15 protein-coding genes are annotated in these 16,532 nt (G+C 62.5%); 4 read left to right on the forward strand and 11 right to left on the reverse strand.

The genetic code is table 11. From position 1 onward, the window contains the following. The first annotated feature begins 3 nt into the window (after positions 1 to 3). Genes JHX88_RS03810 through JHX88_RS03820 form a run of 3 tightly spaced genes read left to right on the forward strand, consistent with a single transcriptional unit; the run spans position 4 to position 3,578 of the window. Positions 4 to 1,887 carry a dipeptide/oligopeptide/nickel ABC transporter permease/ATP-binding protein gene (locus JHX88_RS03810; RefSeq protein WP_076527593.1) on the forward strand — a complete coding sequence of 628 codons (1,884 nt, stop codon included), beginning with the start codon at positions 4 to 6 and terminating at the stop codon, positions 1,885 to 1,887. Beyond that, on the forward strand, positions 1,880 to 2,848 hold the full coding sequence (locus JHX88_RS03815) for an ABC transporter ATP-binding protein (RefSeq protein WP_076527591.1): 969 nt from the start codon (positions 1,880 to 1,882) through the stop codon (positions 2,846 to 2,848). The genes JHX88_RS03810 and JHX88_RS03815 overlap by 8 nt, the downstream gene beginning before the upstream one ends. Then, a complete protein-coding gene (locus JHX88_RS03820) occupies positions 2,814 to 3,578 on the forward strand; it encodes a FadR/GntR family transcriptional regulator (protein ID WP_076527589.1) in 765 nt (254 codons plus the stop codon). The genes JHX88_RS03815 and JHX88_RS03820 overlap by 35 nt, the downstream gene beginning before the upstream one ends. Before the next feature lie 66 nt (positions 3,579 to 3,644). Here the strand turns inward: JHX88_RS03820 and JHX88_RS03825 are convergent, their stop codons facing one another. After that, a complete protein-coding gene (locus JHX88_RS03825) occupies positions 3,645 to 5,303 on the reverse strand; it encodes an NAD+ synthase (protein ID WP_076527587.1) in 1,659 nt (552 codons plus the stop codon). A 119-nt stretch (positions 5,304 to 5,422) separates the two neighbouring features. Between JHX88_RS03825 and JHX88_RS03830 the strand changes: the two genes are divergently transcribed. Next, a complete protein-coding gene (locus tag JHX88_RS03830) occupies positions 5,423 to 6,910 on the forward strand; it encodes an MORN repeat-containing protein (RefSeq protein WP_419182354.1) in 1,488 nt (495 codons plus the stop codon). Between the two features lie 111 nt (positions 6,911 to 7,021). Here the strand turns inward: JHX88_RS03830 and JHX88_RS03835 are convergent, their stop codons facing one another. The 10 genes from JHX88_RS03835 to JHX88_RS03880 all read right to left on the reverse strand — a co-directional run bounded on the left by JHX88_RS03835 (position 7,022) and on the right by JHX88_RS03880 (position 16,422). Continuing rightward, positions 7,022 to 8,140, reverse strand: coding sequence for a Hint domain-containing protein (locus JHX88_RS03835; RefSeq protein ID WP_084203256.1), 1,119 nt, complete (start codon positions 8,138 to 8,140; stop codon positions 7,022 to 7,024). 185 nt (positions 8,141 to 8,325) lie between these two features. Beyond that, complete coding sequence (locus JHX88_RS03840) at positions 8,326 to 9,048, reverse strand: helix-turn-helix domain-containing protein (protein ID WP_336389924.1); 723 nt, start codon at positions 9,046 to 9,048, stop codon at positions 8,326 to 8,328. A 704-nt stretch (positions 9,049 to 9,752) separates the two neighbouring features. Continuing rightward, positions 9,753 to 10,673 carry an aminotransferase class IV gene (locus JHX88_RS03845; protein ID WP_076527585.1) on the reverse strand — a complete coding sequence of 307 codons (921 nt, stop codon included), beginning with the start codon at positions 10,671 to 10,673 and terminating at the stop codon, positions 9,753 to 9,755. Beyond that, positions 10,645 to 11,862, reverse strand: a complete 1,218-nt coding sequence (locus JHX88_RS03850; protein WP_076527583.1) for a BatD family protein — start codon at positions 11,860 to 11,862, stop codon at positions 10,645 to 10,647. The genes JHX88_RS03845 and JHX88_RS03850 overlap by 29 nt, the downstream gene beginning before the upstream one ends. Then, complete coding sequence (locus JHX88_RS03855) at positions 11,856 to 12,461, reverse strand: tetratricopeptide repeat protein (protein ID WP_272848180.1); 606 nt, start codon at positions 12,459 to 12,461, stop codon at positions 11,856 to 11,858. Before JHX88_RS03855 ends, JHX88_RS03850 begins: the two co-directional genes overlap by 7 nt. An 8-nt stretch (positions 12,462 to 12,469) precedes the next feature. After that, on the reverse strand, positions 12,470 to 13,372 hold the full coding sequence (locus tag JHX88_RS03860; RefSeq protein ID WP_076527579.1) for a vWA domain-containing protein: 903 nt from the start codon (positions 13,370 to 13,372) through the stop codon (positions 12,470 to 12,472). Continuing rightward, positions 13,360 to 14,310: a VWA domain-containing protein gene (locus JHX88_RS03865; protein ID WP_076527578.1), complete on the reverse strand. Its 951-nt coding sequence runs from the start codon at positions 14,308 to 14,310 to the stop codon at positions 13,360 to 13,362. Before JHX88_RS03865 ends, JHX88_RS03860 begins: the two co-directional genes overlap by 13 nt. Then, the gene (locus tag JHX88_RS03870; RefSeq protein WP_076527576.1) at positions 14,307 to 14,645 is read right to left on the reverse strand and encodes a hypothetical protein; all 339 of its coding nucleotides are present in this window, start codon (positions 14,643 to 14,645) and stop codon (positions 14,307 to 14,309) included. The genes JHX88_RS03865 and JHX88_RS03870 overlap by 4 nt, the downstream gene beginning before the upstream one ends. Beyond that, positions 14,642 to 15,472, reverse strand: a complete 831-nt coding sequence (locus JHX88_RS03875) for a DUF58 domain-containing protein (protein WP_272848181.1) — start codon at positions 15,470 to 15,472, stop codon at positions 14,642 to 14,644. Before JHX88_RS03875 ends, JHX88_RS03870 begins: the two co-directional genes overlap by 4 nt. After that, entirely contained in the window at positions 15,466 to 16,422 is a 957-nt protein-coding gene (locus tag JHX88_RS03880) for an AAA family ATPase (protein ID WP_076527572.1), read from the reverse strand. The genes JHX88_RS03875 and JHX88_RS03880 overlap by 7 nt, the downstream gene beginning before the upstream one ends. Positions 16,423 to 16,532: the final 110 nt, after the last annotated feature.

Consider the following 16,532-nt stretch of genomic DNA (forward strand, 5'->3'; position numbering starts at 1 on the left):
CGCATGACCGGATTCCTGAAACTTCTTTTCCGCAACCGGCTGGCCGGGCTCGGCGCTGTCATTCTTGCCGTGATCGTCGTGATCGCCGTGTTGGCGCCATTGCTGCCCCTGCAGCCGCCCGACATCACCGACACGGCGCGGCGCTTTCTGCCTCCGCTGTCGGAAGGTCATCTTCTGGGCACCGATCACCTGGGGCGGGACCAGCTTTCACGGCTGCTATGGGGCACGAGGCTGTCGCTGGCCGTGGGCTTTGCCGCGGCGGTTGTGGCAGCGGTGATCGGTTCGGCCATCGGTATTACCTCGGGCTATTTCGGCGGGCGCATCGACAACCTGATGATGCGCGGCGTCGATATGCTGATGGCCTTTCCCTATATCCTGCTGGCGCTGGCCATTGTCGCGGCGCTTGGGCCCGGCCTGACGAATGCGCTGATCGCGGTGGCCGTGGTAAACATCCCCTTTTTCGCACGCAATATCCGGGGCGTCACGGTGGGATTGGCCGGGCGCGAATTCATCGACGCCGCGCGGTTGGGAGGTAAGGGCCATCTGGGCATCATCCTGACCGAGCTGTTGCCCAATGTCATGCCGGTCATCATCGTCGCCATGTCCACGACGATCGGCTGGATGATCCTGGAAACTGCCGGTCTCTCCTTCCTTGGGCTGGGCTCGCAGCCCCCGCAGGCGGATCTGGGCTCGATGCTGGGCGAGGCGCGGGGGGCGCTGATCACCAATCCCTGGACCTCGATCATTCCCGGCCTGATGATCTTTTTCATCGTCATGTCGATCAACCTGCTTGGAGACGGGGTGCGCGACGCGCTGGACCCCAGGCTGAAATCGGGGGCGCTGTCCCGGCCGCAGGCACGGACCATGCAGAAGTTTACGGATTTCGCGGACCAGCCGCAAAAGGGGCTGCTGGATCTGCAAAAGCTCGAAACGCAATTCCATGTCGGCAAGCGGGTCTACAAGGCGGTCAACCAGGTCTCGCTGCATATCGAACCGGGCGAGTGCCTTGGCATCATCGGCGAGTCCGGTTCCGGCAAATCGGTCACGGCCCTGTCGATCATGGGGCTGGTCGCCTCGCCACCCGGTGTCATCACTGGCGGAGCGGTGAAATTCGAGGGGCGGAACCTGCTCGACCTGCCGTTCAGGGAGTTGCGCGACATGCGCGGGCGGCGCATCGCCTATATCTTCCAGGACCCGCTGGCGACCCTGCATCCGCTTTATACCGTCGGCGATCAGATGGCCGAGGCGATCACGGTGCATTCCGGCACCTCACGCGCGGATACCCGGAGGCGGGCGCTGGAACTGCTGAAAACCGTGCGCATCCCCAATGCCGAAAGAAGGCTGGACAATTATCCGCATGAATTGTCGGGAGGCATGCGTCAGCGGGTCGGGATCGCCATGGCGTTGTGCAACGAACCCGACCTGATCATCGCGGACGAGCCGACCACGGCGCTGGACGTCACCGTGCAGGCGCAGATCCTCGCGCTGCTCGCGGATTTGCGGCGCGAGCGGGGATTGTCGATCATGTTCATCACCCATGATTTCGGCGTGGTCGGGCAACTTTGCGACCGGGTGGCGGTGATGTATGCGGGCAGGATCGTCGAAGAGGGGCCGACCGCCCAGGTCCTCGAAACGCCCGCCCATCCCTATACCAGGCGCCTGATCGCCAGCGTGCCGGAACTGGGTGGCGGCAAGCGCGAACTAGTTTCGATCCCGGGGCTGCCGCCAGCCATGGACGATCTGCCTCCAGGTTGCGCCTTTGCGCCGCGCTGTCATCGCGCGCAGGATAGCTGCCGCTCCGGCGCGGTTCCCAATCGCCGGACCGGACCGCGCGCGGTGCGCTGCCATTTCCCCGAAGCGTCGGAAACGGAGGCCGCCCATGCCTGAGACCCCGGCACTCAAGCTTACCGGACTGACGAAAAGCTTTCCCGTCGCGCGGACGATGCTTGGCAAAGTCACGGCCGAGGTCAAGGCGGTGCGCCCGGTCGATCTGGAGGTCCGGCAAGGCGAAACCCTTGGCATCGTGGGGGAATCGGGCTGCGGGAAATCCTCGCTGGCGCGGATGCTGGTGGGGCTCTCGAAGCCGACTAGCGGAACGATCGAGATCGAGGGCAAGCCGCTGGATGTCCGTGATCGCCGCCTGTCGAGCCAGCAGATCCAATATGTGTTCCAGGATCCGCTCTCGTCGCTCAATCCGCGCAAGACCATCCGGCAGATCATGGAGATGCCGCTGAAGCAGCTGTTCGGCATGGACAAACAGGCGCGCGCCGCACGAATTGCCGAGGTATTCGACAGTGTCAATCTGCGGTCGGAATTCCTTGATCGCTACCCGCATGAATTCTCTGGCGGCCAGGCGCAGCGTATCGGTATCGCCCGCGCCCTTCTGGCCAGTCCCCGAATCATCGTCCTGGACGAGCCGGTCTCGGCGCTCGACGTTTCGGTGCAGGCACAGGTGTTGAACCTTTTGGCAGGGCTGAAGGACGAATATGACCTGACCTACCTGTTCATCTCGCATGACCTTGCCGTGGTCGAGGCGGTTTGCGACCGCGTGGCGGTGCTGTATTTCGGCAAGGTGGTCGAGATAGGGCAGGCCGAGGATATCTTTGCGCGCCCCCGCCATCCATATACGAGACTGCTGGCGCAATCCGCCCCGGTCGTCGGACGGCCGCTTGCAGCCCCCGAGGCCCGGGAAACAGAGCTTCCCGATCCGCTCGACCCGCCGACGGGCTGTTCTTTCGCGGCGCGATGCCCCAATGTGACCGAGTGTTGCAGAAGGGAGGAACCGGCACTTGAAACACAGGGAGGAGCGCAACTTGCCGCCTGCTTCAACCCCATCGCACAAGGCTGATTCCTCGCGCCTGTCGCGGCCGCTAGAGGTGGCGCGCCATCTCAAGCAGCTGATCATGGATGAGGGCATGCAGCCGGGCGACCGATTGCCGAGCGAGCCGATCCTGATCGAGAAACTGGGCCGGTCGAAAGGAACGGTGCGCGAGGCAATGCGCATTCTGGAAGCCGAGGGGCTCGTTCGCACGCGGACCGGACCGGGAGGGGGCGCCTTCGTGGATCGCTCCAGCGACGAGCAGATCATGGCGCTGATGGCCAATCACTTCTATTTCGAAGCGCTGACCTTGCGGGATATCTACCAGTTGCGGCTGGCCCTGGAACCGGAGCTTGCGGCCTCGCTGGCCGGACGCCTGACGGAACAGGCTCTCGAGGATTTGCAGGCGCAGATGGTGTTCTATGCCAATCCCCCCCGCAATGCCGAGGAAGAGCGGGAACAGCATGTCGCCTCGCTGGCCTTTCACCGGCAGCTGGCGCGCCATTCCCCGAACCCGTTGCTGGGGTTGATGATTCGCTTTCTGGCGCGCTTCCTGACCGACCTGACGATTCGCCAGCGGCTTTACGAGCCGCATAACCGTGAATTGTGGAAGCGTGGCCGCGATTACCAGAGCCAATTGCTGGGAGCTTTGACCCGAGGCGATGAAAAGGCCGCGCGCGAGACCATGCGTGCTCATATGAATACGGCACTGCGGCTGATGGAGAACCAGGCGGTGCGGGTCGAACAGCGGTTGTTCTGATTTTTGTTGTGCCCTTCATGGCAGAAGGCGCGGCGGGAACTGGGTGGCGACGCCTCGCTGACTTTCCTACAATTCGTCGCGCCAGCGATTGACCAGCGGGTATCGGCGGTCCAGCCAGAAGGCCTTGGTCGAAATGCGCGGGCCGGGGGCGGCCTGATAGCGCTTCCACTCGCTGATATAGAGCAGTTTCTCGACATGCCGTACCGTTTCGGCATCAAAACCCTGTTCGACCAGATCCTTGAGCGCCAGGTCCTTTTCGACCAGCCCTTCGAGAATCGTGTCCAGAACCTCGTAGGGAGGCAGCGAATCCTCGTCCTTCTGATCGGGGCGCAGCTCTGCCGAGGGCGGTTTCGAGATGATTTGCGGCGGGATGACCTCGCCTTCGGGGCCCTTCATCCAGGGGCGGCGATTGGCGTTGCGCCAGCGGCAGGTCTCGAAGACACGTGTCTTGTAGAGATCCTTGATCGGGTTATATCCCCCTGCCATGTCGCCATAGATCGTCGCATAGCCCACTGCGACCTCGGATTTATTGCCGGTGGTCAGCAGCATTTCGCCGAACTTGTTCGACAGTGCCATCAGCATCACCCCACGCAGGCGGGACTGGATGTTCTCTTCGGTCGTGTCGGGGCTGGTGCCCTCCATCAGATGCGCCAAAGCATCCGAAACCGCGTCGCGGGCGCCGTCGATTCGGACCGTGTCCAGCCGTGTGCCCAACCGGTTGGCGCAATCGGCGGCATCATCGAGACTGGCCTGCGAGGTATATTCCGATGGCAGCATGACGCAGCGGACGTTTTCGGGGCCGATAGCGTCGGCGGCGATCGTGGCGACCAGAGCCGAATCGATGCCGCCCGACATCCCGAGAACGACCTTGGAGAAGCCTGATTTGCGCAGATATTCACGCAGGCCCAGCATCATGGCGTGATAGTCCTGCTCCCATGCGTCGGGTTGCTTGGCCATCTCGCCGGGTTCGGCCTGCCAGCCTTCATCGGTGCGGGTGAAATCGACAGTGGTGATCGCTTCCTCGAAGGCAGGGAGTTGCACGACTTTCCTGCCACCGGGATTCAGTACGAAGCTGGCGCCGTCATAAAGCTGGTCGTCCTGCCCGCCGACGAGGTTCACATAGACCAGCGGCAAACCGGTTTCGACGACACGCCCGACCATATGGCCCATGCGCAGGTCCAGTTTCTCGCGGTGATAGGGGGAGCCATTCGGCACGATCAGGATCTCGGCCCCGGTCTCGGCCAGGGTTTCGGCGACATCCGGATACCAGCTATCCTCGCAGATCGGAGAGCCGATGCGTGCCTCGCCGACCGGATAGGGGCCGCTGATAGGGCCGCTGTCGAACAGCCGCAACTCGTCGAAAAGCTGCTTGAAAGGCAGGTGGTGCTTGAGGATTCGGGCGACCAGCTTGCCGTCCTTGAAGATCCAATAGGCGTTATAAAGCTTGTCCCCTTCGCGCCACGGACCGCCGATGCCGATGGCCGGTCCGTCCGAGCAGGCCGCGCCAACCCCCTGGATCGCGGCAACCGCCTGTTCGGTAAAGGCGGGTTTCAGCACCAGGTCCTGCGTCTGGTAGCCGGTGATGAACATCTCGGGCAGGGCCAGCATGTCGGCGCCGGCTTCTTTTGCCGTGGCCCATGCCTCTCGGGCCTTGGCGGCGTTGCCGGGCAGATCGCCCACGGTGGCGTTCAGCTGGCCGATGGTCAGGCGGAAACGGTCGGTCATGGTAATGCCCCTGTTATCTCGGTCCCGTGATAGGGGAAGGCGTGGAAAAGGAAAAGTCGGGCTTTGCGCGAAGCGCGCGCTTGGGGTAGACCATGGGGCAAAAGTCAGGGGCAAGAGCGATGATGACGGCAAGATGGGCAGCAACGAGAGCGGGCGCATTCGCGATGATGCTGGCGGCGACGATGGTTGCGGCGGATGCGCAGGTCATCACCAAGCAATATGATGATGGCGGCGTTTATGAGGGCACGTTCCGAAATGGCCGCCAGCATGGGCAAGGCAGTTACACGCTGCCCAGCGGATACAAATACGAAGGCGATTGGGTCGATGGCCAGATCCTGGGGCAAGGCACTGCGACTTTCCCCAATGGCTCGGTCTATGTCGGGAGTTTTACCAAGGGCAAGCCGGACGGCAAGGGCAAGATCACCTATGCCGATGGCAGCACCTATGAAGGGGACTGGATCGCGGGCGAGATCACCGGCGAAGGCGAGGCGCATTACGCCGATGGAAGTGTTTACAAGGGACAATTCGTCAAGGGGTTGCATCAGGGCAACGGTATGCTGACCCGGCCCAATGGCTATCGCTATGGAGGTGAGTGGAACGCCAATGTCAAAGAGGGGACCGGCAAGATCACCTATCCTGACGGCGCGGTCTATGAAGGCGGGATGCTGGCCGGTCAGCCAGCGGGCAAGGGCAAGCTCACCATGCCGGACGGGATGTCCTATGACGGTGTATGGGCGGCCGGTCAGATGTCGGGTACCGGTGTTCTCGTGCAGCCCTCGGGCGACCGCTACGAGGGCGAGATGCGGCAGGGAAAACGTGAAGGGCAGGGCGTTGCGACCTATGCGAATGGCGAAGTCTATGATGGCCAGTTCGTGAACGACCGCCGGCACGGGCAGGGAACATTCACCGGGACCGACGGATATGTCTATACGGGGCAATGGGTCGAGGGCCGGATGGAAGGCGAGGGCAAGATCACCTATCCCGACGGCTCGGTTTACCAGGGTCAGATGAAGGACGACCGCCCGAACGGGACCGGCAAGATCACTTATCCCGATGGCTCGACCTACGAGGGACAGTGGGTGGATGGCGTGATCGAGGGCGACGGAAAGGCAAGCTATGCCAATGGTATGGTTTATGAAGGCGGCTTCAGGAATGCCCGGAATCACGGGCAGGGCCGGATGTCCTATCCCGACGGTTATGTCTATACCGGCGCCTGGCAGGACGGCCAGCGTCATGGTGAGGGGCAGGCAACTTATCCCGATGGCACGGTTTATACCGGCAGCTTTGCCAATGGATTGCGCGAAGGGCAGGGCAAGCTGACCACCCCCGATGGCTTCGTCTATGAAGGCGGCTGGAAAGAGGGCGAGATCGACGGCAAAGGGGTTGCTACCTATGTCAATGGCGATCGATACGAGGGCCATTTCGCGGCAGGCAAACGTCAGGGCCAGGGCGTGATGCGCTATGCCACGGGGAAGGTGGCCTCGGGTGAATGGGAGGATGACCGGCTGATCGATGCCGATTCCGAACCGCTCGAGGAGGGGACGCGAGGCGGGAATGAAGCCGAGGCACCCAGCCTGCCCGAGGAGGCTCCGGCAGAGGGTGGGTAATCCCGGACCGGATGCGTTCATTCGGATAATGCTCATACGAATAGGGGCGGGATTTGCATCCCGCCCCTGTCGGTCTTGATATGGTCCGCCGCCCTGATCCGCAGCGAGGGATCACAGCAGCGGCGTTGCGTGTTTCACATGCCGGGCGACGAGTTTCTTGACGGCGGACCCTTTCGCGGGGATCAGTCGCGCGGGTTCGGCGATGAAATCGGGCGCCGTGATCTGCGGGAAAAGCGTTTCGATCTCTTGCCTTGCGGCGGGAGACACGCTCTTCAAGGCTTCCGGCCCGGTGAACAGGCTTTCGGTCGGTGCGTCCTCGGAAAAGATGACCTGATGCTTGTCGAACAGGATGTGGAAATAGGTCACATTGTCGATATCTTCCGCGATTTCGATCCCGTTCACGCCCACCAGCTTGTTGGCGGGGATCAGAACCTCATCGGCACCGAACATCCGCTGTGCGATTTTTGATTTCACCAGAACCCGGTGCTGACGGCTGACCATCAGATCGCGTTTCGGCAGGCCACCGCCAAGCGCTCCGGCCGGGATGCGGATCGGGCGCAGCTTCGGGTTGCGGGCGATGTCGATGGCGTCGCGGCTGGTCGAGCCGATCCAGCGGATGGGCTGATAGCCGTCATCCATGGTGGCGATCATGTCGCCGATTTGCAGTTCCTCGACCGGTTTGTTGCCGTGATCGGTTTCGATCAGGGTGTTGGCGGTGAAGCAGATAAAGGGCTGGTCATAGCCGTAGAGGTCAGAGTAGGCAATTCTCGGAGCCCTGCCATTTCCGTCGTCAGTATAGGTCCCATAAGGCCCGACACTGGTTATGGAATATGTAACGCCCTCTTTAATATCGCCGGGTTGAAGGCCTGAGAAAGTTATGAATCCATAGTCGTTATCTACAGCAGTAGAGCCAAATTTATAGATACCTCCTCCGGGGAATGCATCTATGGTTTTGTAGGCCAATGAAGCCGCATACCGATCATTTGGATATGTTGGGTTAAGAGCGACATCTGGGCCAATCCAAATCTGGGTAGTATCAAAGTCAGCATATTGATTGAGATATAAATCATCGTCACTAACAGTAACTTGGAAGAATTGTGACGTATCGTTTATTGTAAAGGATGATCCCGGTGCAAACCCATCTGGATCTCCATTGCCGTCCGAAAGTGGGTCCTTGTAACCCCAGGTTATCGCATTCTCTCTAATCGCCCAAAAAGTATATTCAGTCATATCATTAACCTTTCACGGAAAAAAATCACGCCTTTGCGTGTATATCCTTGTGCTCATGCAAGACATTCTTGTCTATCTCTCTGTAAAGAATGACAGCAACAACTGTTCCGTATCCGGAACAATCGCGGGGGCAAACTTTGGCTCTCGATCCGAAGCCGGATCGAACCGCCCGAGTCCCGGCGTTCCTATGGCGACTCGGAGTCATGTCGGTTTCCGCCAACTCCTGCCCGAGCCATCCGCCGGTACATGGTCGTCCGCCCGATGCCCAGGATACGCGCCGCGGCAGAGACATTCCCGCCCGCCCGGATCAGGGCGCGGGTCAGGACCATACGCTCTGCCGCGCCGAACCCATGAGCTGACGGGTCGTCACCCTCTCCAAACAGGTCAGAGGCAGGCAGGTGATTGATATCGCCCTCTCGTTCCAGCTTGAGGGCGCGGCGGGCGGTGCGGGTTGCGCCCATGACAATATCGTCCCGGTTCACCGCCAGCAGCATTGCCGGATCGGTGCCGTCCTTCGAGGCAGAGATGATTCGGGCATCCGTATGGCAGGCCCGAAAATACATCGCCTCTATCGTCTTGGCCGTATGGACAACCTGGGACAGGAGCAGGTGGTTGTAATGCTCATCTTGATCGCTGCGAGCCGATGTCACGTCAAGCACCGCCAGCAGCCGTCCGTCGGGGCCCCAGATCGGGGCATCCATGCAGGACAGATCGATATTGCGGGTTCGGAAATGCTCGTCCCGATGGATGCAGATCTGGCGGCCTTCGATCAGGCAGGTTCCAATGCCATTGGTGCCCTGAACGGTCTCTGACCAATCTGCACCTTCCCACAGGTCCCAATCCTGAAATTGTGGAATATCCGCGTCGTTGACACGCTGATCCACCACCACGCCTTCGGCATCGGTCATCAGCACATTGCGCCCGGGCAAGCCGACCAATTTGAAAAGCAGATCAAGCTACGGTGCAACAAGATGTAAAAGTTTCCCCAATTCTTCCTGACGGAGCGATAGCTCTGCCTGTGTCAGGCGTTCGGGGCGATAATTATCCGCCGGATCGAGGTCGTATTTCAACATCGATCGCCGCCATGATGTTACCAACGCCGATCCGGCGGATTTTGACTGGCACTTGTTGATTATCTCGGCGGAGTGTTCTTTGTGATCCATGGATGCTGCATTGAAAAAAATACTGGATAAAAATATACTTGCAAGTGAACGTAATTCCGGGTGAGGGCAGTGTTTATTTCTTTAAGATTCTTTTACTGTGAAGACTGCAATTCGCGGATATTCTCTCCGAAGAGGGTATTCAGCCGAAGGCCTCTCTATCAAGGATTGTATTTTCTTTAAAAATATGGCCGCATTGTGGGTTGGTGCGATTTCTGGGTGAGTCAATAATCATGACACCCCTGCTTGCTGAAATGATGAACAGTGGTGTGTTTTTGCTTGGAAGCGGGGTGAGGTCAATTGAAAAGGGTGATAGTTATTAATGAGTGCACTGTTTTGTTCTTTCGAGAAAATAATTAATGTAAGCCATGCAGCTGGATATCGGTTGCCGTGCTTGCGAAATATCCTGCAAGAGCGGGGATGGGATGTTTGAAACCGGCATTCTTGCCTGGCTATTCGTCTCGCGACCGGGCCTCGACATCGCTCCAATAGATACTGGCTAATTCGCGGGTCAGTCGGCCGGATTTGCCGTCACCGATCTGGTGGCCATCGATGGATGATACCGGCGTGATGCCGCCAAGCGTCCCGGTGACGAAGGCCTCATCCGCCGAATAGCATTGGGCCAGGGTGAAATCCTTTTCCATTGCCTGTCCCAGATGTTCGCCGAACAGCCGGAACACATGGCCCCGCGTGATTCCGTTGAAGCTGTAAAGCCCGCGCGAGGTCCATAGCTGCCCCTTGCGGATGATGAAGAAATTGGTCGAGTTGCAGCTTGCGACGAACCCGTTCGGGTCCAGCATCAGAGCCTCGTCCGCACCAGCCGCGATGGCCTGCGTCAATGCCTGGATCAGGTTCAGCCGCGAATGGGAGTTGAGCCGCAGGTCGAACACATCCGGGGTCGAGCAGCGGAAGGTCGAAGTGAAGAGCCGCAGCCCGTTATCGGCCAGTTCGCTGCGGGGGCGCTTGATCTCGGCCACGATGACCACGGTTGCGCCGCCAATGGTGAAACGGGGGTCCTGATTGGGCGTGGATTTTCGCCCGCGTGTGATCATCAGCCTGATATGCGTGTCAGTGGTAAAGCCGTTCTTCGCACAGGTGTCCATGATTGCTTGGGTGATCTCGTCCCGACTCATGCCGATATCGAGGCTGATCGAGCGCGCACCCTCGAACAACCGGTCGAGATGCGCATCCAGCGAGAGCAGCTTGCCATTGACCAGCCGCAACCCCTCCCACACGCCATCGCCCAGCACGAAGCCTGCATCGAAGACCGAGACCACCGCGCGGTCGCGATGGACGAAATCGCCGTTCACATAGATCAGCGCATCATCGTTGCGGGGGTCGCCGTCATAGCTTTGGGCGCTGGTTTGGGCCATTTCCGTCGCTTTCCTTTATTCGCGTTTCCGACCGGGCCATCTTACGAAATCCGGCTAGCCAATCCAGTGCATCGAAACCGGGCGGAGGTAAAGCCGCGTAGAGCTGCCGGTCGAGTTCGGAAAACCCCCGCGCGGGCAGGCCCAGCCAGCGCAGATGCCGCTCTGCCGCCGCGCGAAGGGTGGTCAGATCGTTCTGCTTCGCGGCCTCGTGCATGATACGTGAATGCGGCGAGGGCAGGTGGCGGCGCAGGCGCATGAGAAGCACATGACGATGCAGTGGGACGCGACGCCAGAGCATGAGGGACAGGCCGCAGGCGCAGCAAAGCAGCAGAATACCGGCAGCGATTATCCCATTGCCTGCGCCGTTCTCGTTCACGGCCCCGAAATTCGATCCAAAGCCGGCGAGGCCGAAAGGGATCGGGGCGAGCGGGGCGATCTCGATCTGTCGGTTTGCCGTGTCGAACCAGGGAATACCCGTGCCGGGCAGGATGGCGGGTTCGCCGGTATGCGGTCGCAACTGCCACTCCCAGACAACGCGGGCCAGCGGGCCTTGCTCGGTCATGATCGTTTCGCGTTGTTCCGGGGCGGTGAAGCTGATCATCCAGGGCTGGCGCAGATCGGGGCGCGGCGGCAGGTAATGTGCCAACGTACCCTCTGCCTCGATGGTGACACGGCGGGTCAGGACCTCGTTCTGTTTCAACTGACCCGGCTTGGCGGACAGCTCATCCGTGAGGGTCAACTGACGCGCCGAAAGCGGGCGGTGATCGCCGGGGAAAGGGTGGACATTCAGCGTAATGGCCGGGGCGGTGACTTCGGTTTCCGCGCGCTTGCGGTCTTCGGTGACATAGGTCAGGTTGTGCGTGACCGGGCCGATCTCTACCGGTCCGTCGCGGCTTGGAAAGACTGCTACCTTCCGTTCGAATATCTGCAGCAGGCGGCCATTGACGCGTTCCTTGTGCCAATCGTCGCGGGCGATCTGGACCCAGTCATAATCGGGCGAGTTCGGGAATATCATCTCTTCCAGCGAGACGGTCAGGTCATATTCGCCGCGGATCGTCAATTCGACCATCTCCGAGACGACCGGATTGCCGTGGTCGTGCAGAATCATCAATCGGGTATCGCCTTGCGCCGCGGCAAGATCGGTGAGGGTCAACCAAAGGATAATTGGCAGCAGCAGACGAATCACCATGAGTCCGCCTCCTTCGGGCGGATCAGTCCCAACTGGGCGCGGCGCTCGTATTCGGCGCGAATGCGCAGGCGCTGAAACTCACCCGGATCGTCAGAGATGGTCTCCAGCCATTCATCGCTGGCGACGATCCCCTTGCGATCAAGTTGCCGGTCCCATTTCGGCCCTGAGGCATTGGCCAGCAGCTTGGTTTCGATTGCCTCGTCCGACATGCGCCCCCCGGCCCCGGCCAGCCGTCCCGGCGCGACACTGTCACCGCGGGCGGGCGGGAACATCGATGCCACCAGATCGCGATTGGCGCGGGCCTGTGCATCGGCCGGATTGGCGAACAGCATGGCGTCGAAATAGGCGACCGATAGCGGATAGTCCCCGGTCGCGGCAAGGCTGAGCCCGCGATTATAGGTTTGCGACCGCCCGGCCTCGGCAAAGGCCTCGTCGGCGGCGGGATGGTCGCCGATACGATACAGTGCCACGCCTCGCGCCGCCGGGTCGGATAACAGGCGGGCGGCCATCCCATCCCACCCCACACGCAGCGCCAGCCGCCCTAACGCTTCTGGCCCCGCCACGGCCAGCGCGACCAATGCGACGGCCAGTATTATCATCGGTGCCCTCATCTCTGCCTCCGCAACATGACCAGCAGCGGTAGAAGCGCGAATGCGGCTAGAAACGGGCCGAGATCGCGATATTGCAAAGCCACAAGCACCGGGTCACGGACCGCCGCGCCGGGCCGATCAAGCCGGGCCGCCAGCCGGGTCATCTGGTCGGCGGGCAATGCCTCGCCGCCGCCTCTGACCAGGCGCTCCAATGCATCCTCGGGCGGGGCGGGCGCTTCGGGTGCCATTGCGGCAAGGCGCAACGTCGAGATACGCACTCCCTGTTCCGCCAGTCGCGAGGCCTCCGTCTCGGCCTGCGCGTCCACGCCACCACCATCCGAGATCAGGATCAGGTCGGCCCGGCGCATCTTGTCGAGCAGCTTTCCCGCCAGGCCAAGCGCATCGGCGGGACGGCTGCCCGGATTGGGCAAGGTGTCGGGCTCCAGAACGGCGATTTGCGTTTCCAGAGTGGCGGTATCGGCTGTGGGGGCGGCGATGGTATACGCCTCGCCGCCATAGAGGATCATTCCGACGGGCCGTCCCGCCAGCGCCTGCAAGAGCCCCGCCGCAGTGACCTGTGCCTCGGCCAACCCCGGTCCATTCGCGACGGATGGGGACATGTCGATGGCGATGATGACCGCATCGGTCTGCGCCAATACCGGTGCATCACGGCGCGGCAGCGCGGGACCCGCCAGCCCTATTGTCAGCGCGAATATCGCGAAAGGCGCCAACATGCGCTGCCAGACCGGTTGCCGCCCGCTCAATGCACCAAGCGCGGTCATGGCCCGCAGCATCTGGCGCGGCATGATCCGCTCCCATCCTCCGGCATCGGGTGCCCGACGCAAGATCCACAGCACTAGCAAGAGCAGGGGCAGAAGGGCCAACAGCCACCATGCTCGCAACAGGATCAGCCCGCCCATCTTCGCCTCCGGGCGGCAAGAACAGTCAGGCAGATCAGCGCAAGCGTGGCGGGCCATATCCAGAGCGATTGCCAATAGCGCATTGGCGGACGCGTGGACGGGTTCGGCTCCAACCGGTCCAGCGTGGCGGCCATGCGCTGCAGGTCCTCGGTGGTTCGCACGCGGAAGCTTTCGCCCCCTGCCGCCGCGGCTATGTCGCGTAGGGTCGCGACATCGACAGCGTCGCGGGAGGCGGGCTGATTTTCCAGATCCTCGGGGCCAAGCGCGATCGAGTGAACCCGGATGCCGTGACCGGCGGCAAGCTTTGCCGCTTCGACGGCAGGGACGTTGCCCGAGGTGTCCACCCCGTCCGAAAGCAGAACGATCACCCGTGTCGGCGCGTCGCTGTGGGCCAGCCGCTTGGTCGCCAGCCCCAACCCGTCTGAAATCGCGGTGCCGCGCCCGGATATGCCGATCTGGGCCTCTTCGATGGCGCGGGCGACGGCATCCACGTCAAAGGTCAGGGGCGAGGCGAAATAGGCCCGTTCGCCAAAGATCACCAGCCCGATCCGGTCGCCCCGCCGCGCCGCCACGAAGGCCGAGGCCGTGCGCTTGACAGCTTCGAGCCGTGAGACCGGCTGATCGTCCAGCCGGAAATCCTCTTTCATCATGCTGCCCGACAGGTCCAGCGCCAGCACGATATCGCGCCCCGATGCAGGGATGATGTCGCTGATCGCTTCGGTTCGTGGCCCCGCCATGGCGATCACCAGAAACATCCATGCCAGTGCAGCGAGCCACGGTCCCTGCCTGATCCCGGTATTCCTCTCGGCGCGGGCGGCCCGGTCCAGATGGTCGGGCAGGATCAGCGCCGGACGCCGGATGGCCAGTGGCGGAGCCAGATGCCGGATCACCAGCGGCAGCGGCAGCAGGATCAATATCCAGGGCAGCGCGAAACTCATCTCCGCCCCCGGCTGCGCAGGGCGATGCGTTCGATCTCGGCATCCGCCGGGGAGGGGGCTTCGCCATAGGCGGCGGGACGCAGGCGCTTGGGCAGATGGCCGAGGATGCGGGCGATGGCGAGGATACGCTCTTGTGCGGGCAGACCCCTCGTCGCCCGGACGCGCGACCGGCGCGAGGGACGGCGCGCCAGCCATGGCGACAGCAGGGCAAAGAATATCAGTGCCGCCAGAAGGCCAAGACCCGCCAGTCCAAGGGCCTCGCGCCATCCCAGTATCGCCATGTCGACTGGCAGGCGGGACGGAGCGAGGGCGGCGAGCATTTCCTCATGCGTCACGGCTGCACCTCTGCGGGGATTGCGCCGAGGGCGCGCAACCGGTTGATATCATCCGACAGGTCCGGAACCGACAGGCGGGCAAGGCGGCTGGCTTGGCCGTCGCTGATCGCCAGAATACCACTTGGCGCGATACATTCGGCCTCGTCCAGCATCAGCGCGACGGTCACCTTGCGTCGACGGGCGAGACGCGCCAGCGCAGCCTCGGCCGTTTGCCATCCGCCCGGATGTGTTGCCAGCATAACCCGTCCACCCGCAGGGGCGAGACGCGCGGCATGGGCCAGCGCTTCGGTCAGTGAAGGTGCTCCCGGATCGGCCAACGCGTGATCATGCTGATGCGCCAGCAGCCGGGAAATCCCGGCCATATGCGCGTCGCCGGTGGCCGGGGCCAGTTCCGCCAGCCCGCTGCCCGAAACCGTCAGACCCGCGATAGACCCTCCGCGCAGCACCGCCTGCCATCCCATGCGCGCCAGGTATCGTGCCGCTCGGACGGATCGTAGCGCCTCTCCGGTGCCCCACAGCATCGGGGCGCGGAAATCGGCGATCAGCAAGGTGGTGTCGTCGCGATCTTCGTGCAGGCTGCGGATATGCGGCTGGCCGGTGCGGGCCGTCGCGGCGGGGTCCAGCCGCCTTGGATCGTCACCTGTCACATAGGCGCGGATTTCACGCAGATCCATGCCAGCCCCTTCCTGTCGCGCAGGGGCCACGCCGGGGCGGCGCGTGGCGGGGCGATGCCGGGCCGGTCCTTGCGTTTCGTGACGTAGCGCCAGCAATTCCTCTGCCGTCAACCGGATTCCCGGAGCATCGGGAAGTCGGGCCAGAGCTACCAAGGCCGCACCTCGCGCAGGATGTCGGCGACGAGCGACCGTCCGCTGCGGCCTTCGCTGACGGCCTGCCACGCGGGAACCATGCGATGCGCCAGCGCGTCGGCAGCCAGCGCCTCGGCATCCTCTGGCAGGCCGTGATCGCGGCCATGCAGCCAGGCCCGCGCCCGCACTCCGGCCGCCAGCGCCAGCGATCCGCGCGGCGAGACCGGATGCTCGATCCATTCGGCCACCGTGCCGCCCGGGCGCGTGGCCATGACCAGCCGCACGATGAAATCCTTGAGCGCCGGGGCCAGATGCACTTGCGCCACCTCTGCCTGTGCCTGCGACAATTCCTCGGGAGTCACCGCCGTTGCCGCGGCAGGCGGCGATTGGCCCTCGGCCTCGACCAAATCGAGGATGGCGCGTTCGGCCTCGGCCCCCGGCAGGTCCAGCCGCAGATGCAGAAGGAAACGGTCAAGCTGCGCCTCGGGCAGCGGGAAGGTTCCCTCATGCTCGATCGGGTTCTGCGTGGCCACGACCATGAAGGGATCGGGCAGGGGGCGCGTGGTGCCGCTCGTCGTCACCTGCCGCTCGGCCATGGCCTCCAGCAGCGCGGATTGCACCTTGGGCGGGGCCCGGTTGATCTCGTCCACCAGCACGAGGCTGTGAAAGATCGGGCCGGCCATGAAATCGAAACCGCCGGCCTCGGGCCGGAAGATCTGCGTTCCGGTCAGGTCCGAGGGCAGCAGGTCGGGCGTGCACTGGATGCGCGAATGACTGCCGGGCAGATGCGCGGCCAGTTGCTTGACGGCGCGGGTCTTGGCAATGCCGGGCGGCCCCTCGATTAGCACATGTCCGCCGGAAAGCAGCGCGATCAGCAGCCGCTCGACAAGGATTTCATGGCCGATCAGCGTGGCGCCGACCTCGGCCCCCAATCGCGCGACGGCGTGGGCTTTATGCGATAATTCGTTCATCGCCTCCTCCCAGGGGTGAACCTGCACAGTCTGCAAGGAGTCGCGCCGTGACGCCACCCCGCCTAAAGTCGGAGACGAAAAATGAGGATGCTTGCGCGCAAATCCCGCCG

The organism is Paracoccus saliphilus (assembly GCF_028553805.1).
Lineage (GTDB): Bacteria > Pseudomonadota > Alphaproteobacteria > Rhodobacterales > Rhodobacteraceae > Paracoccus > Paracoccus saliphilus.